Source organism: Gluconacetobacter tumulisoli, assembly GCF_014174155.1.
Lineage (GTDB): Bacteria > Pseudomonadota > Alphaproteobacteria > Acetobacterales > Acetobacteraceae > Gluconacetobacter > Gluconacetobacter tumulisoli.
On sequence record NZ_JABEQM010000005.1, the window covers coordinates 46,365 to 72,392 of the forward strand.

Here is a 26,028-nt window from a genome sequence, read left to right on the forward strand (position 1 = left end):
TTCCGTGCAGTCTGTTATCCGGCAGCTATCCGGAATGCAGGCGGGGTGGACATGTCCCGGCCATGCCGCCGTCCCACCGCCGCGGCAGGGCCGGATGTGGAACCGATGTTGCATGGTCATTCAAGGCCGATCCGCCAACGACCCGAATGTCGGTCGCATGCAGTTATCTTTTTCTTGCAGATCCGAAATTAATATTATTTTTGCGCCGAAATGTTGAACACAGGCGACCTGATCTGCGTTTCAATGTCGATTTTCACGTCCGATGCCCCGAGGAGGGCCATTGAACGGCCATCTGGTTTTCGGATGCATCGCGCCGCGCCCGATTCCACCGCGGCAGGCGGATGCATTCGTATGCGCTCCAGCGGGCGACGGAAACGGCCGGACGAACCGTTCGTGGGATGATGTTCAGCGCCTCATCCGGGCGCGATCGACCCGGACAGCAGCCCGTTCAGGATCAGGGACAGGCGGGTTGCCGCAAAGGGCGCCTGCATGGCGATATCGCCGTCGCCGTCATCGAAGATCGTCAGTGGCCATTCGGAACGGCATGACGCCGGATGTGACGGGCCGGACCGTCAGACCGTGCCGCGTCCCATCATCGGGTCGCTGCGGCTGGGCCGTCCGGTTTCCATATGCCCTGCCAGCCGCGCCACCGGCTCCGACCGTCCGTCCAGATGAACGGACAGGTCATACCAATGATCGGTCGCGGCGATCGGCCACACGCTGTCGATCTGGCCGCCGGCCGGAATCGTGGAACGCTGCCCCTCCGGACCGTCGGCGGCGGCAATCCGCACGTCCATCGGGGCCGCGCCCGGATTGCGGACGGTCAGGACGATGCGGTCCTGCGCCGGTTCGTAGCGTTCCGCCACAACGGGCGACACTCTATCGGCTTCCATCCGGAATTCCCGCAGGAAACCGTTCGGCCCATGAATGCGCAACGGCGCGCCGCCCGCGATCACATGCGTGGTCAGCCGGCTGCCGGCGCCCACAGTATAATGGCGCGGACCCGCGGCGGCACCGTCATGCAGGCTGAAGACGGCACCCGCCGCACCCGCGCTGGCAAAGGTCAGGCTGACCGAACCCGGCCCGGGCTCCGCCGTCACGGTCAGTTCATAAGGCAGCGGCCTGGCCGGACGCTGGCCGGGTTCCTGCGTGGGCATGGCCTGGTCGGCCGGCACGACGGGCTTGTCCGGCAGCATGCAGGACCGCCGCGTGGCCGCCGGGTACCCGTCCGTATCGGGCAGCGGACCCGGCCACGACCGGTCGGTCTGGGCGAAATCGAAGATCGAGGTCAGGTCCCCGGTCACCGCCCGTCGCCACGGGGTGATGTTGGGTTCGGGCACGCCGAAACGCCGTTCCAGAAACCGCAGGACAGAGGTGTGATCGAACAGTTCCGAATTCACCCAGCCGCCCTTCGTCCAGGGCGAAACCACGATCATCGGCACCCGTGGGCCCAGGCCCACGGGCACGCCGTGGAAGCTCTCGCCCGTCACCGGGACGGTGCCGTCCCCCTGCGACGGGTCCAGCGCCGGAACCGGGGCCGGAACATGGTCGAAGAATCCGTCGTTTTCATCATAATTGAGGATAAAGACCGTCTTCGCCCACACGTCCGGATGCCGCACCAGCACATCCATCATGCGCGAGATCAGGAATTCCCCATATCCCGGCGGGGCATTCGGATGTTCCGTCAGCGCGGTCGGCGGCACGATCCAGGACACCTGCGGAAGGTGTCCCGACGCGACGTCGCGCTCGAACGCCTCGATCAGGAAGCGGCCCTCCGAACTGTCCTTGTTCTCGGCGGTGGAACCCGGAACGATGGCGCGCGCATTGACAAAGCGGCGCGACGCACGGTCGAGATTGCGGAACTGCGCGAACGAGGCCAGCGGGTTGTCGCCGAAATTGTCATATTCCTGATAGATTTTCCACGACACCCCGTGTTCCAGCAGGCGATCGGCATAGGTCGTCCAGCGGAAGGGTACGAAATCCTTGCGGTCGTGGGCCATGTCGGCCGACCAGTTGCCGTCATCGACGTTCTCGATCACCTGCTTGCCGTCATGGCCGACGGCAAGTCCGCTGGTTCCCGAGAACAGGAACAGCCGGTTCGGATTGGTCGGGCCGAAGATCGAGGCGTGATAGGCGTCGCAGATCGTGAAGGCATCGGCCAGCGCGTAATAATAGGGGATGTCCTGGCGGGTGAAATATCCCATCGTCATGTCCGTCTTGTGACGGATCCAGACATTCCAGTTGTTCCAGTCGGCCTGCGATCCCTTCCAGTCATGGTTCAGGCTGGGCAGGCATTCGGCACTGGTCCTGTCCGTGTTGAAGCGGAACGGCAGGACCGATCCCCCGCCCTCCGTCGGCTGACGAAACACCGAACTCCCATCCGGCAGGACAGCCGCCCGCGGATCGCCGTAGCCGCGTACCCCGCGCAAGGTCCCGAAATAATGGTCGAACGACCGGTTTTCCTGCATCAGGATGACGACATGTTCGACGTCGTGCAACGTGCCGGTCATCCGCCGGGGCGGAATGGCCAGCGCGCGGCGAACATTGTCCGGAACCAGGCCCGAAGCCACAGCCGCCGCCGCGGCGCTGAATTTCAGGAACTGCCGTCGGCCCTGGTCGGGGGGAAGCGCCATGTCCGGGATCATCCTGTCCGTTCGGCTTCGCATTGAAATCCCCGGGACCGGTGCCGTCAAGATCCGTGGCGGCACGCCTCGGCGCGCGGCCCTTCGAAAACCCGGATTCTGATAAATGAATGGAATGCAAGGGCCGAGGCCCTTGCGCGGTTCGGGCAGAGCCCGACCTTCCTTTCCCTCAGAAATGCTTGCGCAGGGTAAAGAACACCATGCGCGGCGAACCCGCCTGGAGGGTGGCGAAGGTATGGTCCGGATCGCTGAACTGGAAGCCGTTGCTGCCCACCGTCGCGACATAGCGTTTGTCGAACAGGTTGCTGACATTGACCTGCGCGTCCAGCCCACGCAGCACGATGTTCCGGCTATGGAAGCGGTAGCCGAGATTGAGGTTGAACACGTCGGTCGCCGGAACCCAGGAGTCGTTGGTATATGTATAGGTGCGCCTATCCTGGAACTGCATCAGCACGTTGCCCCAGATCGTGCCGTCATCGTAGCCGAGCTGCACGTTGGCCAGGTTGCGCGGCATGGCGACGACGTTCTTGCCCTTGATGTTGTAGATCGTGCCGCCGGAATTGACGTTGTTGTCATAGTAGGAATTGTTGAACGCGTAGGAGGCGTAGATCGACCAGTGCGGCGCGAACTGGTAATTGAAGGCCGCATCGACACCACGGGCCGTCACGCCGCCGACATTGGCCAGGGCCGAGGCATTGCCCTGAATACCCGTCCCCTGCGTGATCGACAGCAGACGGTTTTCGAATTCCACATAATAACCGGTAAGCGATGCCTGGATATTATTGTCGTGATAGCGATAGCCGACTTCTTCGGTATAGGACATCTCCGGCTTGATCTTGCCCTTGATGGCGTCATAGCCCGCGATGGTCGTCGCGAAGGGGCTTGTGGCACCGGTCTGCGAATTGTCGAAGGCCGCCATGTTGCGGGCGAAATCGGCGAAGATTTCGTTATGGCGGTTCAGCCGGTAATTCACGCCGACCTGGGGCAGGAACCCGTTGGACGACTGGATGGAGCCGGACGGATAGCCGTCCGCGCCCTTCACGCCCATCAGGTTGGAGCCGATCTGGGTGGCGGTGTTGTCCACGATCAGCGACTTGAAGCCGTAATTCAGCTTCAGGGCCTTCATGATCTGCCACGTATCCTGCAGATGCACCTGGTAGGTCTTCGTGTTGAAGGCCGCCTGCCACTGGGTATAGAATGGATTGCCCTGGTACCAGTGCAGGCTGTCCGGCGTGCCGTCGATCGACAGCGGGTAGTAGCGACGCGCCTGTTCGAAATCGTTGTTCTCGAACCAGAAGCCACCTTCGATGGTGTGGTGCCCGGCCTGGTAGGACAGGCTGCCGATGAACCCTTCGCGATGGATGCCGTATTCGGTGGTCCGGGTGGAGAGCGGTGAACCGCCGAGGGCGGCGGGCGTGGGCACGTAAGGCGTCACCCACACGCCTTCGCCGCTGTTCGTATGGCCGTAGACCGTGGCAAAGCCCTTCAGCCGGTCAGAGAGACGGAAATCGAGCTTGCCGTAGCCCAGAGCGTCCTGGCGCAGGCCGGCAGCGTTGTAATAGACGAAATCCGGCGGGCTGTCGTAATTGGTCGACCCGATGCCGGCAGGATAGGCCGTGCCACTCTGGTAGGCAGAGCCGATCTGCTTGGCGAGCGCATAATTGCCGGTGATGTTGTCGACATTGTAGCCATATTTCTGAATCGTCGCGAGCGACAGGTCCTGATAGTCGTTCTCCTGCCGCATCGACCAGTCGCCGTACAGCGTCAGCTTCACGTTCTCGCCGATGGGCTGGACGAATTTCGCATTGGCCTGCTGCTGACGCTGCTGGCCGTCGCCCTTCCATTTGTTGGCATCCAGATAATCGTAGGACACATAGAACTTGCCGCCCGTGGGCAGCAGGCCGGAATTGACGCGCATGAAGGTGCGCCACGTGGCGGCGGAACCGACCGTCCCCGCCACATCCACGCCGAACCTGTTCGTCGGGTCGATCGAAGTGAATTCCAGCGCGCCGCCAAGATCGTTGGACGCGGCGACGCCCACGGACCCGGCACCCTGCGTCAGCGTGGCCGCGCCGTTATTCTCGGTCTGGAGCGCGCGACCGATCGAAAGGCCGTTGTCGTTGCCATACGCCAGATTGCCCAGCGGAATCCCGTCCATCGTGAAGCCGAGACGGCTCTGGTCGAAGCCACGGATGATGATCTGCTGCGACCATTCATAGGCGCCCAGCGGGTCCGATGTCGTGAACATCACGCCCGGCAGCTTGGAAAGCGCCTTGAAGGGACTCGTCCCCGGAACATACTGGCTGATGGCCATGCGCGAGACGGTCTGGGTCTCGCGGGAGGCGCCGGCGCCAAGCACGATGATCGCCTCGGACGGGCTCGGAGGAAGGGCGGCGGACGTCTGCGCCACCTGGACGGGGGCGGCCACGGCGGGGACAGCAAGGGTCTGGTTCTTCGTGCCAGGGGCTGCCCGCGTCTGCACCGCGTGACCGGGCTTGAGCGATTTCCTTGCCGTCGCGGCAGCCGCCGCCTGATGAACCAGAAGGGCGCTCAGGCAGGTGGTCAGGCACAGGGATATCGTCTTGTTCATATCACGCGGTTCCTCAGCCATTCCTGCCCGGATCGAACGGCAGGCTTCCCCGCACCGCTATATGAGCGCCCTGGCATTTGGTCTCGTGATGATTTTATGACAGGCCGAAATGATGGCCGCCTTTCCAAGTCAATAGGGCAACCCGCGTCGTAGAGACGATTATTTATTATAGTATTCGCCGTGCAACACCCGTGGAAGAACGGCCGACATTCCTTCCCGGCAATCCGGCCCGCATTGCACGATCCATTCAAAAATGCCGGCCATGCGCCCGAAGCGGCTTGACGGCCCTCCCCATGCATTGGCCATCATGCCCGCAGGCGGCGGGTCGGGCCCGGCGCCCCGAAGCGGAGGGACAAGCTGGATCGTGACTTATCGCGCGACCCTGGATGGGGAACATTACCGATTTTCCGACCTGCGGCAGGTCCTGGCCTGGGCATCGCCCCAGCGGTCCGGGGACGAACTGGCCGGCATCGCCGCTGCCGACCCGGTGGAACGCATTGCCGCGCGCTATGCCCTGGCCGACGTCCCTCTGGCGACGTTCCTGGAAGATCTGCCGGTCCCCTATGAAGCCGACGAGGTCACGCGCCTGATCGTCGATACGCACGACGCGGCGTCTTTCGCCCCGGTGGCGCACATGACGGTGGGGCAGTTCCGCGACTGGCTGCTGTCGCACCAGGCGGACGCGGATGCGATTGCCGCCGTGTCGCCGGGCCTGACGCCGGAAATGGTGTCGGCCGTCAGCAAGCTGATGCGCAACCAGGACCTGATCGCGGCGGCGCGCAAGATCCGCGTCCGCACCGCCTTCCGCAACACGCAGGGCCTGCCCGGGCGGCTGGGCACCCGCCTGCAGCCCAACCACCCCACCGACGATCCCCGGGGCATCGCGGCGTCGCTGCTGGACGGGCTGCTGCTGGGGGTCGGCGACGCGGTGATCGGGATCAATCCGGCCACCGACAACATCGCCAACGGCATCGTCCTGCTGGACATGCTGGAGTCCGTGCGCACCCGCTACGCCATTCCGACGCAGAGCTGCGTGCTGACGCACGTCACCAATTCCATCGCGATGATCGAGCGTGGCGCACCGGTCGACCTGGTGTTCCAGTCCGTCGCGGGGACCGAAGCCGCGAACGCCGGCTTCGGTGTGTCGCTGTCGCTGCTGGCCGAGGCCCAGGACGCCGCCCTGTCTCTGGGCCGCGGAACGGTCGGCCAGGACGTGATGTATTTCGAGACCGGACAGGGCGCGGCGCTGTCGGCCAACGCCCATCACGGCATGGACCAGCAGACGGCCGAAGTCCGCGCCTATGCCGTGGCGCGGGCCTTTTCACCCTTGCTGGTCAACACCGTGGTCGGCTTCATCGGACCGGAATATCTGTACGACGGCAAGCAGATCATCCGTGCGGGGCTGGAGGACCATTTCTGCGGCAAGCTGATGGGCCTGCCGATGGGATGCGACGTCTGCTACACCAACCATGCCGAGGCCGATCAGGACGACATGGATAATCTGATGATGCTTCTGACGGTGGCGGGGGTGAATTTCCTGATCACCGTGCCCGGCGGCGACGATGTGATGCTCAGTTACCAGAGTCTGTCCTACCATGACATGCTGACCCTGCGATCCAGCTTCGGCGTCCGCGCCGCCCCCGAATTCGAAGCGTGGCTGGAGGGCATGGACCTGCTGGACACGCGGGGACGGCTGCGTCTGAACGCGCCGCACGCCCTGGGCCGCATTCTTGCCCCCGAGACCTGATCCCATGAACGAATCCCGACCCGACCCGGCAACCGATACGATGACCCTTAACGGGACCGATCCGTGGGCGCCGCTGCGGGGCCTGACCCACGCCCGCGTCGGCCAGCCCCGGGCCGGCGACACCGTCGCGGGTGGCGAGGTCCGGGCCTTCCAGCTGGCCCACGCACGGGCGCGCAAGGCGGTCACGGCCCCCCTTCGGCAGGACGCCATGCCGCTGGATGGTCCGGTCCTGACCGTCCACAGCGAGGCCACCGATCGGGCGATGTTCATCCGCCGTCCCGATCTGGGCCGCCGCCTGTCGGCCGACAGCGCAGCGGTGCTGACGCGCGGGTCGTATGACGTGGTGTTCGTGATCGCCGACGGCCTGTCGTCCGTGGCCGCGGAACGACAGGCCCCGCCGGTCCTGGCCGCCTGTCGCGCGCTGTTGCCCGGCTGGCGGATCGCACCGGTGGTGGTGGCACACAATGCGCGCGTCGCCCTGGGCGACGACATCGCGCACCGGCTGGGGGCCGGCTGCGTCGTCATGATGATCGGCGAGCGACCGGGACTGAGCGTTTCCGACAGCCTGAGCCTGTACATGACCTGGGATCCCCATCCCGGCCGGCTGGATTCCGAACGCAACTGCATTTCGAATATCCACGACCAGGGCGGCCTGTCCGCCGGCGTCGCCGCGGCCAAGCTGGCATGGCTGCTGGCGGGCGCGCGCCGGATCGGACGCAGCGGCATCATGCTGAAGGACGAAACCCCGGCCGATCCCGCCGCGACGCTTCCCCCCTGACCTCCCCCCGATGACGAGGGATCAGGGCTGCTCGTCCACCGTGGCGTCGGCCATTCGGGACTGGGCCGGGCTGAGGCCCGAATGCGCCATTTCCGTCCCGCCCGTCGGCAGTTGCGGATCCGAAAAATAGAGCATCCGGCTGGGGAAGGCGAAGAGCACCGTCCGGTTCCGGAAGAAATCCAGCCCCAGCATGTTGTAGCCCGCCTTGGCCACGTCGGCCTGCAGCGCCGTGCCGTGGAACGTGCCGAGCACGAACCGGTCGAAGCGGTGCCGGTGGCCGACGATCGCGATGCCGGCATCGGTGCGGCTGCGGGGATCGTTGGCCAGGTCCGATGTACCGACCCCGGCGTCGGCCGCATCGGCGGTCCGGATGATGGACGCGTTCGACCCGGGTTCCACCTCCATGCCGATGGGCACCCCATTGATCGCCACCTGCACCATGACATCCATCCCCCGCGCATCGGGTATCAGCGCCGCGGCATAGGACCGCGCCCCCACCAGACGCGACAAGGGCGGGCAACCTGGGGCGCCGCTTTCCTTGAACAGGGTCAGGGTCTGGTTGGGAAAATCCAGCAGAACATTGTAATTGCCCAGGATATCATACCCCAGCACCCCCAGAACCGGCCGCCCCGCGATCTTCCTGTCGCCGAATACCCCCAGCATGACCCCGTTGATGTGATGGGCCGTCCCCCGCCCGATCACGAGGTCGTCGACGACCGTGGTGTAGGAACGGCCTTCGCCGGTCACCGTCTGCACCGGAAGGGTCTTGCCCACGGGATAGTGCATGCCGTCGCGCTCGAACACGCCCAGGGATTCCTGCGTCGTGCCCAGGAACGCCGCCCCCTCCGTCCCGTTGATCTTCACCGGGACGGCGGGGCTGCCGTCGCCGGTCAGCAGCGGCACCTCGATCATGTGCGCGATGCAGCGTTCCGGCACGACATCCGTGTCGGCTCGATCGGGCCCGTCGGCCGCCCGAACAGGCCCGCACCAGAACGTGGCCAGCAGGATGGCGGGGACAAGGACGGCCGGACGTGACGACAGGCGTATTCCACCTGTATCCGACCCGGTGCCTGCCCCTGTACCCGCCATGTGGATCGTTCAGTTCTTCAGCCCGTATTTCAGCTGGCCCAGCGTCGCCGCGATCACTTCGGCCACGGTGCTTTCGATGTCGATGACCAGGGCGTGCTCGTCCGGCGCCGGCTCCTCCAGCGTCGCAAGCTGGCTGGGCAGCAGGCTGGGCGGCATGTAATGCCCCTTGCGCCGGGCCAGACGCGCCTGCAGGACCGATTCCGGTACCTTCAGGTAGATGAACACCACCTGGTCCGTTCCCTGCCGCAGCACGTCGCGGTACGACCGCTTCAGCGCCGAGCAGGTCAGGATGCCGCCGCCGCCTTCGGCGATCCGCGCGTCGATCCATTCGCGGCACAGCGCCAGCCACGGCCAGCGGTCGTCGTCGGTCAGGGGGATCCCGGCGGCCATCTTGTCCACATTGGCCTTGGGATGCAGAAGGTCGCCCTCCTGGTACGGCCAGCCCAGGATGTTGTGCAGACCCTCGGCCACCGTCGTCTTCCCGCAGCCCGACACGCCCATGATGACCAGGACCCGGGGGCGGATTCCCTCGGCCTGCGGCAGGGGGGCAGTCATGCCGCGACCAGGCGGGTCAGGCCGTTCCGGCCGGCCACGATGACCTCGGACGTCCGGCGGATGAACAGGCCGCTTTCGACCACGCCGACGATGCCGCGGATCCCGGCGGCCAGGGCCGGCGGATCGGCAATGGGGCCGAACGTGCAATCCAGGATCATGTTGCCGCCGTCGGTGACGAACAGGCCGCCATTGCGGTCCATCCGCGGCGCGATCCGCGCGCCCAGCTCGCCCAGCTGCCGCGCCGTGCTTTCCCAGCCGAAGGACGTGACCTCGACCGGGACCGGCACGTGGCTGCCCAGGTGATCGACCAGCTTGCTTTCGTCCACCACGACGATGAAGCGCTTGGCCGCCGCAGCCACGATCTTTTCCCGGAACAAGGCGCCGCCCAGCCCCTTGATCAGGTCCAGCGACCCGCGCTCCACCTCGTCGGCGCCGTCGATGGCCAGGTCCAGCTGCGGATGCGTCGCGAACGTCACCAGCGTGATGCCGTGCGCCCGCGCCTGATCGGCCGAGCGTTCGGACGTCGGAATGCCGACGAAGCGCAGCCCTTCGGCCCAGCGCCGGCCCAGCACGTCGATCATCATCGCCGACGTGCTGCCCGACCCCAGACCAACCGCCATCCCCTCCTGCACCATGGCGGCTGCTTCCTCGGCCGCCATGCGCTTCAGTTCATTCATCGGATCCGAATTCTGGACGCCCATTGCTTTGTCTCTCCCGGAGCCTGCCGGACGACCCGGCGGCCCTCTTGTCGTTCCGTCACCCGCCGGGCAGGCCGGATCAGGCCTCGGCCGCCGCCTTGTCCAGCAGCCAGACCAGTTCGCCCTCGGTGGTGATGTGGCTGGCCGGCTCCCCGGGATCGCCCGCGCGCACCTTGGCGAAGGCCTCCTTCTTGCCGGCGCCGGCCAGCATGAACACCACATGGCGGCTGGAATGGATCGCCGGATAGGTCAGGGTCAGGCGCGTGTGGGGCGCGTCGTCCGGCACGCAGGTCGACACCCACAGCGTGCGTTCCTTCAGCACCGGCGTGCGCGGGAACAGCGAGGCCGTATGGCCGTTATCGCCCAGCCCCAGCAGAACGACATCGAACAACGGCCGGCCCGCCTGCAATGTGTCGGCGCCATAGACCGCCTGCAGTTCCGCCTGGTACTGCGCCGCCGCCGCCGCCGGGTCGCCCTGGGTTGGCATCGGATGGACGTTCGCCGCGGGAACGGGGACATGCGACAGCAGTGCCTGGCGGGTCATGGTGTAATTGTTCGCCGGGTCGCTTTCGGGAACGAATCGTTCGTCGCCGAAGAAGAACTGGGTACGGTCCCAGGGAAAGCGCGCGGCATAGTCGGGCGAGGCCAGGATCTCATACAACCGCTTGGGCGTGGATCCCCCTGACAGGGCCACCACGAACGGGCCGCCGGTCTTGGCCAGCGCCTGCTCGGTCAGCCAGCCGGCCATGTACCGGGCGATCGCCTCGCCATCCGCAAGCACGATCATCTCGCCGGTTTTTACATCGTGACCGCCCATCAGGCTTCCTCTCCCAGAATATAACGTTCGACGCCCACCGCGAATCCTTCCTCCTCCGACGAGGTCGAAACGTGGCTGGCCTGCGCCTTCACCTCGTCATTGGCCTGGCCCATGGCGATGGACAGGCCGCTGCACCGGAACATCAGCACGTCGTTCGGCTGGTCGCCCAGCGTCGCCATCTGCGCCGCCGGAATGCCCAGAAGCCGTTCCAGCGCCCTTACCACCCCGCCCTTGTTGGCGTCGTGATGCGTAACGTCGACGTAATAGGGCTGCGACCGCGCGGCGGAGGCCGCATCGCCCAAGGCCTCCTGCACATCGTGCTCGACCCGCTTCATCAGTTCCAGATCGTCGCTGACACCGGTGATCTTCACCACCTGGTCCAGCGCCGCGCCGACGTCGGCGGCGACCTTGGGCGGGAATTTCACCGTCCATTGTTCGCGGGCGACGTGCGGGGCCTCGGGGTTGGATACGATCCAGTCGCTGCCGTTATAGACCCAGGGATCGACCTTGTGGTCGCGCAGGATGCCCAGCGTCCGGCGCGCGATCTCGGGCGTCAGGGTATGGGCCTCGATCACCGAAAAATCGGGGTGGACGATCATGCCGCCATTGAATCCGGCGATCGGCTGGTCGATCCGCAGCGGTTCGACCAGCATCTTCATGCCCAGCGGCGGACGGCCGCTGGTGATGGCGAACAGGATCCCGCGTTCGCGCAGGCGATCGACCGCGCGGATCGCACGCGGGGTCAGGATCTTGTCGCGCGTGACCAGCGTCCCGTCGACATCCGCCAGCACCAGGCGGATCGGTCCGGCAGTGCCCGCAATCATGCCGGATCCCTCCATTTTCCCGCCCGCACGGGCCGTTCAGGCCCGCGGCAGGATATACCGTTCCATTGCATGCGCCCAGCCATCCTGTCCATTGCTGTCGGTCACGAAATGGGCGTGCGCCTTGACCCCGTCGGGGGCATTTCCCATCGCGATCGCGACACCGGCTTCGTCCAGCATCGGCACGTCATTGTACATATCGCCGATACACGCAACTTCCCCGATATCAACTTTCATCAGGCGCGCCAGTTCTAATGCTGCATAGCCCTTGTTCGCCCGCGAATGGGTGATGTCGAGGTAATAATCCGACGAGCGATGCACGCTGGCGCGGCCCGCCAGCAGGGCGCCGATCTCCGTCTCCATCCGCGCCAGCAGCGCATGGTCGGGCGACGCCCCCATGATCTTGCCGACATTGTGGTAGTGCGCATCGAAATCGGGCACCACCACGGGATCGGTCTGCACCACCTGCCGTTCGCGCGCGACATACGGACCGGCGGCATCCGTCACCAGCCAGTCATGGCCGATGAACAGCCACGGATCGATATGGTGCGCCTGCAGGACCTCGACAGCCTGCCGCGCCGCCTCGGGATCCAGCGACAGGCGCGAGACGATGGCGCCGTCCGGCATGGCGATCAGCCCGCCATTCAACCCGGCGCGCGGCGTATCGATCCCCAGCGGGCCCAGGAACATCTCCATGCCCCGTGGCGCACGGCTGCTGACCAGGCACAGCCGCACCCCGGCCGCGCGCAGCGACCGCGCGGCCGCCAGCACGGCTGGGGTCAGGTGCTTGTCCGGCGTCACCAGCGTGCCGTCGATGTCCGACACCACCAGACGGATCCGCGACGACGGCGCGGCGCGGGTCACGGGCACGGTTTGCACGCTCATTCCGCCAGCCCCAGCCAGTGCCGCCCATCCCGCACCAGCAGTGCGTCCGCTTCCACCGGACCGGCCGAACCGGCGGCATAGGAACAGAGCGGCGCCTCCTCAGGCCGGTCGCACCAATCCAGCACGGGCTGCACGGCGCGCCACCCGGCCTCGATATTGTCGGCGCGCTGGAACAAGGTCGCATCCCCCGTCATGCAGTCATAGATCAGGGTTTCGTAGCCGGTGCTCGGCCCCTCGCTGAACCATTCCGAGTAATCGAACTTCATGCGCACGCCGCCCAGCCGGACCGTGGGGCCCGGGATCTTGGCGCCGAACTGCATGGTGACCCCTTCGGTCGGCTGGATATGGATGGTCATGATATTGGGCGTCAGCCGTTCGACCGGCGTATCGCGGAACAGCGCATACGGCGCGTGCCGGAAATGGATCGCGATCTCGGTCTTGCGGACCGCCAGTCGCTTGCCGGTGCGCAGATAGAACGGCACCCCGGCCCAGCGCCAATTGTCGATGTTCAGCTTCATCGCGACATAGGTCTCGGTTCGCGAATCCGACGCCACGTCGGGCTCGTCGCGATAGCCGCGCACGGGTACGCCAGCCAGCGTCCCGGCGGTATACTGCCCGCGCACCACATCCTCGGGCGTCAGGCTGTGGATCGCCTTCAGGACCTTCGATTTCTCGTCACGCACCGCATCGGCATCGAATGAAACCGGTGCCTCCATGGCCGTCATGGCCAGAAGCTGCATCAGATGGTTCGGCACCATGTCGCGCAGCGCGCCGGTGCCTTCGTAGAACCGGCCACGCTTTTCCACGCCCACGGTTTCGGCCGCCGTGATCTGGACATGGTCGATGTTCTGCCGGTTCCACAGCGGTTCGAAGAACCCGTTGGAAAACCGCAGGGCCATGATGTTCTGGACCGTTTCCTTGCCCAGGTAATGATCGATCCGATAGATCTGCCGTTCCCGCAGGGTCGCCAGCAGGCGCCCGTTGAGTTCGCGCGCCGAACGCAGGTCGTGCCCGAACGGCTTTTCGACGATCACCCGGCGATAGGCGCCCTCGGTCTCATCCGTCAGGCGTGAGGTGCCCAGGCGGTCCACGATGGGGCCGAAGAAGCGCGCGGCGACCGCGAGGTAGAAGACGGCGTTCCCGCCGCCGACGCGCTCCACCAGCCGGTCGTAGGTGGCCGCCTCCTCGAACGACCCGCGCAGGTAGGTGACGCGGGTGTCCAGCCACTGCCAGATATCGTCGCGCAGCACGGTCGCCGAAGTACCGCGCCGCGCCACGAATTCCTGCAGGGCGTCGTGGAACTGGTCGCGCAGGATCTCGCTCGACAATTCGGCCCAGTCGACAGCGACGATGGAAAACCCGTCATCCAGCAACCCGGCACAGGCCAGGTTGTAGATCGCGGGCACCAGCAGCCGCTTCGTCAGGTCCCCTCCGCCGCCAAAGACGACGAAGGTACAGGACGGGGCCGGGCGCGGCTGCGTTCCCGCGCCGGCCCCCTGTATCTCGGACGATGCAGACGCGACTATTCCATCCATGTCGGACGTTTCCCTGACCTGTTTCCACCCGTTCCCGTCGTTGAGATTTTTGTTATTTCTTCTCGACGTGGCCGCCAAAGCCGAAGCGCATGGCGGAAAGAACCTTCTCGGCATAATTGTTGCCGGTACGCGACCGGAAGCGCGTGAACAGCGACGCGGTGATGACCGGCGCCGGCACCGATTCCTCGATCGCCGCCTCCAGCGTCCAGCGTCCTTCGCCGGAATCCGCGACCTCGCCCGTGAATTCGGACAGCGACGCGTTCTTGGCCAGCGCTTCCGCCGTCAGGTCCAGCAGCCACGAGGACACGACGCTGCCGCGCCGCCAGACCTCGGCGATGTCGGCCATGTTCAGGTCGAAGCGCTGGTCCTCGGGCAGGATGGCCGAATTCTTGGTCTTCATGATGTCGAAGCCCTCGGCGAAGGCCTGCATCATGCCGTACTCGATGCCGTTATGGACCATCTTGACGAAATGGCCCGACCCGGCAGGACCGCAATGCAGGTAGCCCTGCTCCGCCCGCGGGTCCAGGCCCGGCTTGTCGCGGTCGGGGGTGACGGGCGCATCGCCCTTGCCCGGCGCCAGCGCGCTGAGGATCGGGTCGATATGGTCGGTCGAATCCTTCGTGCCGCCATACATCATGCAATAGCCGCGCTCCAGGCCCCACACGCCGCCGGACGTGCCGACGTCGATATAATGGATGCCCTTTTCCGACAGCTGGGCCGCGCGGCGGACGTCGTCCTTGTAATAGCTGTTGCCGCCGTCGATGACGATGTCGTCCTTGCCCAGCAGGCCGTTCAACTGCTGGACCGCGGCCTCGGTGATCTCGCCGGACGGCAGCATGACCCATACGATCTTGCGGTCGGCGGACAGCTTCGTGACCAGGTCCTCGACGCTGCTGGCGGCAATGCCGCGCCCGCCCTCGGTCCGCTCGGCGACCTTGGCGACGGTGGCGGGGTCGCGGTCGAACAGGACCACGTCATGTCCATGCCGCGTCAGGCGGACGGCGATGTTCCCGCCCATGCGGCCCAGGCCGATGATGCCGATTTGCATGTTCTTGTTTCTCCTTTGCGCGAAACGTTGCCGCGCATGAGTCGGCCGCCCGGATCACGGTCCGGCAGCCGGCAGGACGCCCCGCCCGCAAGACGCGGGCGGGGCAGGACTGGTCAGATGGAAGCGTCGATCGCCTTGCCCAGCGCGTCGAGGCCGGACTTGAGGTCGCCCTTGATATGCACCCGCAGGGCCCGACGTCCCCGTTCGGCCAGGACGTCGAAATCGCCACGCGCCTGCGCGGCCTTCACCACGCCGAACGTGTATTTCTCGCCCGGGACCGGCAGGTCCGCGACGTCGTCGGCGGTGATCTGCAGGAACACGCCGCTGTTGGGTCCGCCCTTGTAGGCCTGGCCGGTCGAATGCAGGAAGCGGGGTCCGAATTCCGCCGCCGTCGCGACCTTCAGCGCATCGCGGATCGCCAGGCGCGCCGCCTGGATCCAGGTCCGCGTCGCCTCGTCGCGTTCGACATAGGCCAGCAGGCCCACATAATCGCCTGCCTTCACCCGGCCGAAATGCGCCTTCAGGATCTCGGCCAGCGACCCGCCCTTCAGCGCCTCGGCATTCGCCGCGTCGGCGAAGAACGTGAACGCTCCGTCGGTGGCGAACGGCGTTTCGGACGGCAGCTTGCCCGTCTCGTTATAGGCGGTCGTCAGCTTCTTGGTCTCGATCTTCGAGGCCTCGACATCCGGCTGGTCGAACGGGTCGATCCCCAGGATCGATCCGGCCACGGCGGTCGCGAATTCCCAGTGGAAGAACTCCTGGGCGACCTGCAGCTTGTCGTGCAGGTCGATCGTCACCACCGGCGCACCGGCCGCGACCAGCGCGCGGATCGCCTTATCCTGCTCGGCCGACGGTTCGGACGCGAGGCGCAGATAGGCGAAGACGCGATCCGTGCCGTAGACGTCGGGCGCGCCCAGCGTCTCGTCATCGATGGGGATCAACCCCTTGCCAATCTTGCCGGTCGATTCCGCGATCAGCTGTTCCAGCCACGCACCCAGATCATAGATAGCGGGCGAGGCGACGATCGTGACCTTGTCGCGCCCGAACTTCGTCGCGGCAATCCCCAGCACGGTGCCGAGTTGCACGCCCGGGTTCAGCGCCGGCGGCACCGACGCGGCCGACGCCCGGACCCCATATAGCGCGGAGTCCAGGAACGGCTTCAGCGGCACGCCGGCGGCGGCGGCCGGGACGATGCCGAAATTCGACAGCACGGAGTAGCGGCCGCCGATCTGCTTCTCGCCGTAGAAGATCTTCCAGAACCCGTCCTGCTTCGCCACGTCTTCCATGTGCGATCCGGGGTCGGTCACCGCGACGAAATGCGATCCGACGGCGTCGCCCAGGACCTTCTTCGCGGCCGCGAAGAAATAGGCCTTGAGGATATTCGGCTCCAGCGTGCCACCGGATTTGGAAGACACGATGAACAGCGTCTTCGCCAGGTCGACTTTCTTCTCGAAGGCCGCGACCTGCTGCGGGTCGGTGCTGTCGAGGACATGAAGCGTCGGGAAGCCCGCGTGCTTGCCGAACGTCTCGGCCAGCACCTCGGGCCCAAGGCTCGACCCGCCCATGCCCAGCAGCAGGATGTCCGTGAAGCCCTTTTGCTTCACCTCGGCCTGGAAGGCCTCCAGCGCCGGCAGGTCTGCCAGGCGATCGTCAACGATATCCAGCCATTTCAGCCACTTGGCTTCATCCTTGCCGGTCCAGACGGTCGCATCCCGCGCCCACAGGCGACGGACGATCCCACCCTTGCGCCACGCGTCCAGGCTGGCCTTCACGGCGCTGTCCAGGTCGGCGGGCAGTTCGATCGTCGTCTTGGTCAGCGCATCGCCCAGCAGCGCATTTTCCTTGGTGGCCACCGTGCCCAGCAGATCATCGAACGCATCGGCGAACGAGGACACGCCTTCGTCCACCAGGGTCTTCGTCACCCCGTCGAGGTCGAGGCCCAGGCGTTCGGCCTCGGCCATGACATGGCGCGCACCCTCGACATCCTCGGTCAACGAGGGCCGGACCTTGCCGTGATCGCGGAAGGCGTCGAACGTTGCCGGCGGGATGGTGTTGACGGTCTCGGGACCGATCAGCTCCTCGACATACAGCACGTCGCTGTAGGCCTTGTCCTTGGTGCCGGTGCTGGCCCACAGCAGGCGCTGCGTCTGCGCGCCGGCGGCAGCGAGCTTCTGCCAGCGCGGGCTTGCCGTCACCTCCAGCCAATGCTGGTAGGCCATCTTGGCGTTCGCGATCGCGACCTTGCCGCGCAGCGCCTTCAGGGCCTCGGCGTCCTTGTCGCCGGCCGCCACGCGATCGTCGATCTTCTTGTCGATCTTGCCGTCGATGCGGCTGACGAAGAACGAGGCGACGCTGGCGATGCCGGAGACGGGCAGCCCCTTGGCGTGACGGTCCTCGAGGCCCGCGATATACGCCTCCAGCACCTTCCTGTAGGCTTCGAGCGAGAACAGCAGGGTGACGTTGATGCTCAGCCCTTCGGAGATCGCGGTGCGGACCGCCGGCGCGCCCTCGTCGGTACCGGGGATCTTGATCATCAGGTTCTTCGCGTCGACCGCCTTCCACAGGCGGAGGGCCTCTTCGACCGTACCGGCGGTATCGCGGGCGAGATACGGCGAGACCTCGAGGCTGACATAGCCGTCCAGGCCCTTGGTCTGCTCATAGACCGGGTAGAGGACAGCCGTCGCGGCCTTGATGTCGTCGATGGCCATCGTCTCGTACAGCGTGCCGGCGGCGACGATCTGATGGGCCAGGACGTCCTTGTACTGGGGATCGTAATCCGTCCCCTGCCCCATGGCCTTCTGGAAGATGGCCGGGTTGGACGTGACGCCCTTCAGCCCATCCTCGTCCACGAGTTTCTTCAGGCTGCCATTCTCGGTGTAGGATCGCTGGATGAAGTCCAGCCAGGGGGACTGGCCGAACGATTCAAGCGCCTTGAGCGGATTGGTGGCGCCCTGAACACCCGTCTTGTGCACGACGTTCATGGTGTTGCTCCTTAGATGTCATGGCGGATTGTCCCCGGCCGGTTGGCCGGACTCCGCCTCTCTGGACTCTGAAACGGGCCGGGGCGCACGCGGCCGGACCGGCCGCGCGGTACCCCGGCCAAAGGATCAGCCTGCCTTGCCGGCCTGCTTGCGGGCTTCCGCCAGGACCGCCTCGACCGTGAAGCCGAATTTCTTCATCAACTGGTCCGCCGGGGCCGAGGCGCCGAACGACTGCATCGCGATGACCGAACCGGCCAGCCCGACATAGCGGTCCCATCCGATCGGGGATGCCATTTCCACCGCCACGCGGCCGCTGACCTCGGGGGGCAGCACGCTGTCGCGATAGGATTTCGGCTGCGCCTCGAACAGGTCCCACGATGGCATGGACACCACGCGCGCCTTCACCCCTTCGGCCTTCAGCGTCTCGTAGGCCTTGACCACCAGGTCGACCTCGCTGCCCGTCGCCATCAGGATGACATCGGGGGTGCCGTCGCTATCCGCCAGCACATAGGCGCCCTTCGCCAGGCCCGAGGCCGGGGCGTAGACCGTGCGGTCCAGCGTGGGCAGGTTCTGGCGGCTGAGGATCAGGACCGACGGGCGGTCGGTCATCGGCAGGACGGTGCGCCAGGCCTCGGCGACCTCGTTCGCATCGCCCGGACGGATCATCGTGACGCCGGGGGTGGAGCGCAGCTGCACCAGCTGTTCGATCGGCTGATGGGTCGGTCCGTCCTCGCCCACGCCGATCGAATCGTGCGTGAAGATATACAGCACCGGCTGGTTCATCAGCGCGGACAGGCGGATCGGCGGCTTCATGTAGTCGGAGAAGATCAGGAAGCCCGAGCAATAGGCCCGGATACCCGAGAGCGAGATCCCGTTGCAGATCGACCCCATCGCATGCTCGCGCACGCCGAAATGCAGGTTGCGGCCGCCATAGGTGCCGTTCCATTCCGGCGGCTGGTACGCGCCCGCCCCCTGGAAGGTCAGGTTGGTCTTGGTGGACGGCGACAGGTCCGCCGATCCGCCGATCAGCCACGGGAAGTTCGGCGCGATGGCGTTCAGCACCTCGCCCGAGCTCTGGCGCGAGGCCACGCCCTTGGCGCTGGCTTCATAGACCGGGATGTCCTTGTCCCAGCCGGCGGGCAGCCGGTTGTGCAGGATCTCGTCCAGCTCGGTCGCCAGGTCGGGATATTCCGTCGCATAGGACGCATACAGCGCCTTCCACGCGGCGCTGGCCGCGGCGCCACGGGCGCCCAGGCCCTTCTGGAAATGTTCCAGGACGCCGTCGGGAACGTAGAAGGTCTGGTCCTCGGGCCAGCCATAGGCCCGCTTCGCGCCGCGGATTTCCTCGTCGCCCAGCGGCTCGCCATGCGCGGAGGCGGTGCCGGCCTTCTTCGGCGCGCCCCAGCCGATGACGGAATGGACGATGATCAGGGTCGGACGCCCGGTCTCGGCCTTCGCCACGGCCAGCTTCGTCTCGAAATCGGCCAGGTCGTTGGCGTCCTTGACCTCCAGCACGTGCCAGCCATAGCCCTCGAACCGCTTATGCACGCTCTCGGTGAAGGCGATGTCGGTCGATCCCTCGATCGAGATCCGGTTGCTGTCGTAGATCCAGGTCAGGTTGCCCAGACGCAGGTGCCCGGCGGTGGAGGCGGCCTCGCTGGCCACGCCCTCCATCATGTCGCCGTCGCCGCAGAACGTGTAGACGTGATAGTCGAACAGCGGGAAGCCCGGCTTGTTGAAGCGCGCGGCCAGCCATTTCTCGGCCATCGCCATGCCGACCGAATTGCCGCAGCCCTGCCCCAGCGGGCCGGTCGTCGTCTCGACGCCCGCCGTGTGGTGATATTCCGGATGGCCCGGCGTCTTGGAATCCAGCTGGCGGAACTGCTTCAGGTCCTCCAGCGTCAGCGACGGCGCATCGAGCACCGTGCCGTGCTTCACCTCGCGCACGCCCGCCAGGTAGATCAGCGAATAGATCAGCATCGACGCGTGGCCGATGGACAGGACGAAACGATCACGGTTGGGCCACAGCGGATCGGCCGGATCGTAGTTCAGGACATTCTGCCACAGCGCGTAGGCCGGGGGCGCCATCGCCATCGGCGTGCCCGGATGACCGGATTTCGCCTTCTGGACGCCATCCATCGACAGGGTGCGAATGGTGTTGATGCACAGCAGGTCCTGGTCGGAGGACCCGACCGTCGCGCCGTCCGGGGCCCGAACAAGCTGGGTGAGTATGGAACGCATTAAACCGCCTTCTCCATTATGGTTGCCCTGTCTCGCACATCCGACCCGGGCCACCGGCATCCGGGCAGGCCACATCCCGTACGACGTGTCCCCGCCTTCGCGGGGCCGGCTCGCCGACATGGGAAGAGGACTGCCCCGGTGCCGGGACCCTGATCGTCATTTTTTTGTCATCCGGTGGCGACCCTGGCCGCCCGGGCCGAATGAATTTTCGCCGTACACTCTCACGACCTCCCCGTCGGGGCAAGTCACTGGCGGATCCAAAACCACAGGCGCATTAGAGCGCCCCCCGAACGCAGGTTTCCAGTCCCAGATCATCACGAGTCCTCGACTGCGCGGGAACCACCCCCGACGGCGCCCGCGCTCTGGCCCCCGCCGACGGGTCGGGACATACTGCCCGTTCCACCGTGCGGAGCGACCGGATGACGACCACTTCCCTGCCCGTTTCGGACCATTGCGACGGGCGCCGCTTCTTCAATCCCGCCACGATCGCACCGCCGGCAACCGGGCCGCGCCGCCCGCGGGTCCTGTCGATCCTGCGCTGGCAATGGGAACGCCGCCGGATCCAGGCCTGGCCCGCGACGCTGGACAACCCGCCGCCCGCGGGCGATCCCCACGCCCTTCCCGCGCCCGGGCACAAGCGGATCACCTTCATCGGCCACAGCACCTTCCTGTTGCGCCTGCCCTGCGCCGACGGGTCGACCCTGACAGTCCTGACCGATCCGGTCTTCTCCGAGCGGTGCTCGCCCGTGCGGTGGGCGGGCCCGCGCCGGGTCCGGCCGCCGGGCCGCACGATCGCCGACCTGCCGCGAATCGACCTGGTCCTGGTGTCCCATTGCCATTACGACCACATGGACCTGCCGAGTCTGGCCCGCCTCGGCCACCGCGACGCACCGGTCGTGATCACGCCACCGGGCAATGCCCGCCACCTGCGCAAGGCCGGCCTCGGCCACGCCGGTCTGGGTAACATCATCGAGCTGGACTGGTGGGAGGAGGCCCAGGTGGGGCAGGCGCGCATCACCTGCACACCCGCACGGCACGGGTCGGCCCGCACGCCCTTCGACCGCAACCGGGCATTATGGGGCGGATTCGCCCTCCGGACCGACGCCAGTCCCGAATCGGCCGGGGAGGCGGACGGCCCGAACCTGTTCTTCGCGGGGGACAGTGGACACGGGCGGCACTGGCGCCAGATCCGCGACCGGCTGGGCGCGCCGGATATCGCCCTGCTGCCGGTGGGCGCCTACGATCCCCGGATCCTGATGGAGGCCGTCCACACGACGCCCGAGGAATCGGTCCAGGCGATGCTCGACCTCGGCGCCGCGCGGGCGGTGGGCATGCATTTCGGTACGTTCCGCCTGACCGACGAACCGATCGACGAGCCGCTGCGCCGCCTCGCCGCCGCCTGCGCCGCCGCGGGCCTGGAAGCTGACCGGTTCACCAGCCTGAACCATGGGGAATGCCGGGACTTCGCCCCCCTCCTCGCCCCCGTCCCCAGCCTTGCTCCACCTTGACGGTCGCGTCCCCGGCCCTGAGGGTCTAGACTGGATCGTCCGTCCCCTTTGCCGAGGCCCCCGATGAGCGAGATCAGCGTGACCGACACGACCGCCAACGACGCCCCCCTGCCCGGCGGACAGGACCGCAGCGGACAGGACAACGACCCGGCCGCCGCGTTCACGGAAACCGAGATCGCGTGCCTGTTCCTGGACGCCGCGCGCGACGGCCAGACCGACCTGGTCGAGGGCTTCCTTGCCGCCGGGATGGACCCCGACCTGCGCGACGGGCGGGGCTATTCCGCCCTGATCCTGGCCGCCTACAACAGCCATGACGAAACCGTGGCATGCCTGCTGGCCCATCATGCGGCCGTCGATCTGCAGGATGCCAAAGGCGCCACGGCGCTGGCCGGCGTGGCGTTCAAGGGCGACCTGGCCGTCGCGCGCCTGCTGGTCGCGGCCGGGGCCGGGATCGATGTCCCGAACCATGTCGGGCGGACGCCGCTGATCTTCGCCACGATGTTCAATCGCGCGCCGATGGTCGCGTTCCTGCTGGAGCACGGCGCCGATCCCGACCGCCGGGATGGCGAGGGCAACAGCGCGCGGCTGGTCGCCGACCGGCAGGGCCTGGCCGCGATCGCGGCGCTGATGCCGCCGCGCGGCCCGCTGGATGCTCCCCGCCACCCGCATTGATCTTCCGCCCGGTTTCCCGGCCGGGCGCGCTGGTCTAGAAGATCGTCGGAGCACGCGATCCGTCGGCGCATCCGCGCGGCGCGGCACCCGGCCCATATCATTCCATCCGCCAACGGAACCTGTCATGAGCCGTTTCTGGAGCCCGATCGTCCACAGCCTGACGCCCTATGTCCCGGGCGAACAGCCGCAGATGACGAAGCTGATCAAGCTCAACACCAACGAATCCCCCTATGGCCCGCCGCCCCGGGCGCTGGAGGCGATTCGCGCCGCCACCGGCGACATGCTGCGCCTGTATTCCGACCCGACCTCGGAACGGCTGCGCACCGCGATCTCCAATGCCCATGGCGTGTCGATGGACGAAATTTTCGTCGGCAACGGGTCGGACGAGGTGCTGGCCCATGCCTTCCAGGCGCTGCTGAAGCATGACGGGCCGCTGCTGACCCCCGATATCACCTACAGTTTCTATCCGGTCTATTGCAGCCTGTACGGAATCACGCACGAACCCGTGCCCCTGAACGCGGCGATGCAGATCGACGTCGAGGATTACCTGCGTCCCTGCGGCGGAATCGTGCTGCCGAATCCGAACGCGCCGACCGGCATCGCGCTGGGACTGGGCCGGATCGAGACGTTGCTGCGCGCCCATCCCGATCGTGTGGTGGTGATCGACGAGGCCTATGTCGATTTCGGGGCCGACACCGCAATCCCGCTGATCCGCCATTTCCCGAACCTGCTGATCGTCCGCACGCTGTCGAAAGCCCACGCGCTGGCGGGCCTGCGGGTGGGCTATGCCATCGGGCAGCCCGAACTGATCGAGGGGTTGAACCGGGTAAAGGACAGCTTCAACTCCTATCCGCTCGATCTTCTGGCCCAGGTCGGGGCGACCGCCGCGATCGAAGATCGGGAATGGCTTGCGCGGACCACGGGAAAGATCATAAAATCACGCATCGGGCTGACATCCAGCCTGAGGGGATTGGGGTTCGAGGTTCTGCCGTCACAGGCGAATTTCGTATTCGCCCGCCATCCTGATCGTGACGCCGCCCGACTGGCCGCCGCCCTGCGGGAGCGGGCCATCATTGTGCGCCATTTCAGGACTCCCCGGATCGCGGAATGGCTGCGCATCACGATCGGCACCGATGAGGAATGCCGAATCGTGACGGATGCGCTGGACGCCATCCTGAAACAGAACGCGGACTGACCCTCCGTTCGTCCGTCGCCGGGCCTGTCCGTCTCGGCGGGTTGCCGGATCACGAGAGGCATGTACCTTTTTTGATCCCGGTGCGTTCCCTTTATATTCTAGAAGCCCGATCTTTTTTCACTTCCTACCATGGACCACCATCATGCGCGCATTTCACGGCCAGATGTCCGACAACCAGCCCATCCGGCGGTCGCAGGCGGAAAAGCAGAAGCAATTGCGCGATCTGCGCGAAACCCTGGCGGCAATGAAGTCGCATACCGCCCCCACCCTGCGCGAGAGCGTCCAGAAGCGTATCCGGCAGCTTGAGGCCGAACTGGCGGCGGCACCGGCGCTGAAGAGCACGGACGCGCCGCGTGGACAGCGTACGAACGGACCGCGTCAGGGGACGGGTTCGGGCACGCCCCGGCGGCCCCGTTCGATCTGACCCGTTCCCGGGGACCCGGCACCGGTTCGGCGGACCGGTTCGGGCCTCGGGATTCCGCGACCCGTCAGGGCACGCGCGGCAGCATCCTGGCCCGGTTGCGGTAGACCTGTTCCTCGTAATCCATTTCCTGCAACAGCAGGGATTCGGTTTCGTCATTGACGTACTGGGCGGATCGCAGGTTCCGCAATTCGATCCGCGACGCACGCAGGTTGGTCAGGCGCAGCGCCAGTTCCAGCCGCATCCGGCGAATTGAACCGATCTGTGCCGCGGTTGCCGCACCATCGCCGTCCTTCTGCAACTGGGCCAGCCGGTTTTCATATTCCTGCATCAGGCGCGCAATGATCTCGACCCGCATTTCGCGCGCTTCGTCGCGTGTCCCGGCACGCGCGGTCAAGGTCGCCTGTTCGTCGCGCATCCCGCGGATCATCGTGCGCAGCAGAACCAGGCGTGCCCAGTCGGCCTCGCGCTCCCGCGGGTCGTCCTGCCCCCGTTCCAGCCCCGCGACCAGCCACGGCAGCAACAGGCTGGCCATGAGCAGCGAAACGAGGATGACTCCAGTGGCCAGGGTCACCAGCAGGTCGCGGTACGGAAACCCCACCTGGCCCAGGGCGGCCTGCGGCAGGGATAGTACCGCCGCAAGGGTCACCGCCCCTCGCACCCCGGCAACCGTTCCCACCAGGACGGCCCGCAATGCCGGCCAGCGCATCGTCCCGCGTTCGCGGCGCGCGTGCAGCGCGTCGAGCACCAGCACGATCCACAATCCGCCGAACCGCAGCACGCACATCGCCAGGTGAATGGCGACGATGACCGGCAGCAGCAGCCACGGCGACGTCCCCGCCCCCCGCGCCAGCGCGATTCCGCTTCCCGCCAATTCCGGCAATTGCAGGCCCAGCAGCAGGAAGATGATCGAATTGAAGATGAAATTCACCATGTCCCACACGGTCCGCGCCTGCAGCCGGGTGGTGATCTGGGTCTCCTGGAGCACGCCGGTCAGCTTGGCCGTCATCCCGCCGGCGACCGCGGCCAGAATGCCTGAACACCCCGCCGCTTCGGCCAGGAGATAGGCCGCGAACGGCAGCAGCAGCATGAAGGTGATCTGTGTCGGCGGATCGTCGTAGCCCCGCCGCAGCAGGAACCGGTCCAGCCGCGCCGCGACATAGCAGACCACCACCCCGATCGCGATTCCCCCCAGCGCCAGCAGCCCGAACGTCAGCAATGCCGCGCGCAGCGAGAAGGCCCCCGTCACCGCCGCCGCCGCCGCGAACCGGAAGCAGACCAGGCCCGAGGCATCGTTCAGCAGGGATTCGCCGTCCAGCACATGGACGATGCGGCGCGGCACCGTGGCGCCCAGCATGCCGTCGACGGCCACGGCGTCGGTCGGCGACAGTACGCCGGCCAGCGCGAAGCACAGGGGCAGGCCCAGCACCGGGACCACCCAGTGCAGGGCATACCCGCACAGGAGAGTCGTCGCCAGCACCAGCGGCACGGCCAGCGCGAAGATGATGCCGCGCAGCTGCCCGAACTCGCGGGTGGGCATCCGGAACGCATCGCCGAACAGCAGGGGTGGGATGAACAGCAGCATGAACATGTCGGGATCCAGCGCGACATGCAGGCCCGCGACCGACCCCGCCACCCCCAGCGCGATCTGGATCAGCGGCAACGGAATCGCAAGCGGCAGCAGGCGGGAGAACAGGCTGCTGGCCGCCGCGACGGACAGCAGGATCAGACCAACGATGACGTCATGCATGACCGGCCTTCGACACTCCCGGCAACGGACCAGGTTGATGCTCCAGCCGCCGATC

The 26,028-nt window shown here is 66.5% G+C and carries 19 protein-coding genes; 6 read left to right on the forward strand and 13 right to left on the reverse strand.

Going from position 1 to position 26,028, the window contains the following annotated elements; translation table 11 throughout:
- Positions 1 to 572: 572 nt before the first annotated feature.
- Entirely contained in the window at positions 573 to 2,633 is a 2,061-nt protein-coding gene (locus HLH28_RS07670) for a phosphocholine-specific phospholipase C (protein ID WP_182957048.1), read from the reverse strand.
- Positions 2,634 to 2,811: 178 nt separating this feature from the next.
- Positions 2,812 to 5,232: a TonB-dependent receptor gene (locus HLH28_RS07675; RefSeq protein ID WP_182957051.1), complete on the reverse strand. Its 2,421-nt coding sequence runs from the start codon at positions 5,230 to 5,232 to the stop codon at positions 2,812 to 2,814.
- Between the two features lie 364 nt (positions 5,233 to 5,596).
- Between HLH28_RS07675 and HLH28_RS07680 the strand changes: the two genes are divergently transcribed.
- Both HLH28_RS07680 and eutC read left to right on the forward strand, forming a co-directional pair.
- Positions 5,597 to 6,979 carry an ethanolamine ammonia-lyase subunit EutB gene (locus HLH28_RS07680; RefSeq protein ID WP_182957054.1) on the forward strand — a complete coding sequence of 461 codons (1,383 nt, stop codon included), beginning with the start codon at positions 5,597 to 5,599 and terminating at the stop codon, positions 6,977 to 6,979.
- A gap of 4 nt (positions 6,980 to 6,983) precedes the next feature.
- Positions 6,984 to 7,757 (forward strand): ethanolamine ammonia-lyase subunit EutC, encoded by a 774-nt coding sequence (gene eutC / locus HLH28_RS07685; protein ID WP_182957057.1) that lies wholly within the window; start codon positions 6,984 to 6,986, stop codon positions 7,755 to 7,757.
- Positions 7,758 to 7,778: 21 nt separating this feature from the next.
- Here the strand turns inward: eutC and HLH28_RS07690 are convergent, their stop codons facing one another.
- The 10 genes from HLH28_RS07690 to tkt form a co-directional block, all read right to left on the reverse strand.
- Positions 7,779 to 8,846, reverse strand: coding sequence for a pepsin/retropepsin-like aspartic protease family protein (locus HLH28_RS07690; RefSeq protein ID WP_182957060.1), 1,068 nt, complete (start codon positions 8,844 to 8,846; stop codon positions 7,779 to 7,781).
- Between the two features lie 9 nt (positions 8,847 to 8,855).
- Positions 8,856 to 9,401 carry a gluconokinase gene (locus tag HLH28_RS07695; protein ID WP_182957064.1) on the reverse strand — a complete coding sequence of 182 codons (546 nt, stop codon included), beginning with the start codon at positions 9,399 to 9,401 and terminating at the stop codon, positions 8,856 to 8,858.
- A complete protein-coding gene (gene rpiA / locus HLH28_RS07700) occupies positions 9,398 to 10,102 on the reverse strand; it encodes a ribose-5-phosphate isomerase RpiA (protein ID WP_182957067.1) in 705 nt (234 codons plus the stop codon). Before rpiA ends, HLH28_RS07695 begins: the two co-directional genes overlap by 4 nt.
- A gap of 76 nt (positions 10,103 to 10,178) precedes the next feature.
- A complete protein-coding gene (gene pgl / locus HLH28_RS07705) occupies positions 10,179 to 10,916 on the reverse strand; it encodes a 6-phosphogluconolactonase (RefSeq protein ID WP_182957070.1) in 738 nt (245 codons plus the stop codon).
- Entirely contained in the window at positions 10,916 to 11,740 is an 825-nt protein-coding gene (locus HLH28_RS07710; protein WP_182957073.1) for a Cof-type HAD-IIB family hydrolase, read from the reverse strand. The genes pgl and HLH28_RS07710 overlap by 1 nt, the downstream gene beginning before the upstream one ends.
- A gap of 36 nt (positions 11,741 to 11,776) precedes the next feature.
- Positions 11,777 to 12,622 carry a Cof-type HAD-IIB family hydrolase gene (locus tag HLH28_RS07715; RefSeq protein ID WP_182957076.1) on the reverse strand — a complete coding sequence of 282 codons (846 nt, stop codon included), beginning with the start codon at positions 12,620 to 12,622 and terminating at the stop codon, positions 11,777 to 11,779.
- Positions 12,619 to 14,157 (reverse strand): glucose-6-phosphate dehydrogenase, encoded by a 1,539-nt coding sequence (gene zwf / locus HLH28_RS07720; RefSeq protein WP_182957079.1) that lies wholly within the window; start codon positions 14,155 to 14,157, stop codon positions 12,619 to 12,621. Before zwf ends, HLH28_RS07715 begins: the two co-directional genes overlap by 4 nt.
- A gap of 52 nt (positions 14,158 to 14,209) precedes the next feature.
- The gene (gene gnd / locus HLH28_RS07725) at positions 14,210 to 15,205 is read right to left on the reverse strand and encodes a phosphogluconate dehydrogenase (NAD(+)-dependent, decarboxylating) (RefSeq protein WP_182957082.1); all 996 of its coding nucleotides are present in this window, start codon (positions 15,203 to 15,205) and stop codon (positions 14,210 to 14,212) included.
- Positions 15,206 to 15,318: 113 nt separating this feature from the next.
- On the reverse strand, positions 15,319 to 18,186 hold the full coding sequence (locus tag HLH28_RS07730) for a bifunctional transaldolase/phosoglucose isomerase (protein WP_182957084.1): 2,868 nt from the start codon (positions 18,184 to 18,186) through the stop codon (positions 15,319 to 15,321).
- A gap of 126 nt (positions 18,187 to 18,312) precedes the next feature.
- A complete protein-coding gene (gene tkt / locus HLH28_RS07735) occupies positions 18,313 to 20,427 on the reverse strand; it encodes a transketolase (RefSeq protein WP_182957087.1) in 2,115 nt (704 codons plus the stop codon).
- A gap of 419 nt (positions 20,428 to 20,846) precedes the next feature.
- Here tkt and HLH28_RS07740 point away from each other — a divergent pair, with 419 nt between their 5' ends.
- The 4 genes from HLH28_RS07740 to HLH28_RS07755 all read left to right on the forward strand — a co-directional run bounded on the left by HLH28_RS07740 (position 20,847) and on the right by HLH28_RS07755 (position 24,226).
- A complete protein-coding gene (locus HLH28_RS07740) occupies positions 20,847 to 21,935 on the forward strand; it encodes an MBL fold metallo-hydrolase (RefSeq protein WP_182957090.1) in 1,089 nt (362 codons plus the stop codon).
- A 63-nt stretch (positions 21,936 to 21,998) separates the two neighbouring features.
- Positions 21,999 to 22,607, forward strand: coding sequence for an ankyrin repeat domain-containing protein (locus tag HLH28_RS07745; RefSeq protein ID WP_182957093.1), 609 nt, complete (start codon positions 21,999 to 22,001; stop codon positions 22,605 to 22,607).
- A 124-nt stretch (positions 22,608 to 22,731) separates the two neighbouring features.
- Positions 22,732 to 23,802 carry a histidinol-phosphate transaminase gene (hisC, locus tag HLH28_RS07750; protein ID WP_182957095.1) on the forward strand — a complete coding sequence of 357 codons (1,071 nt, stop codon included), beginning with the start codon at positions 22,732 to 22,734 and terminating at the stop codon, positions 23,800 to 23,802.
- Positions 23,803 to 23,944: 142 nt separating this feature from the next.
- Positions 23,945 to 24,226: a hypothetical protein gene (locus HLH28_RS07755; protein WP_182957097.1), complete on the forward strand. Its 282-nt coding sequence runs from the start codon at positions 23,945 to 23,947 to the stop codon at positions 24,224 to 24,226.
- A gap of 64 nt (positions 24,227 to 24,290) precedes the next feature.
- Here HLH28_RS07755 and HLH28_RS07760 read toward each other — a convergent pair whose 3' ends face one another.
- Positions 24,291 to 25,973, reverse strand: coding sequence for a Na+/H+ antiporter (locus HLH28_RS07760; protein WP_182957099.1), 1,683 nt, complete (start codon positions 25,971 to 25,973; stop codon positions 24,291 to 24,293).
- Positions 25,974 to 26,028 lie beyond the last annotated feature (55 nt).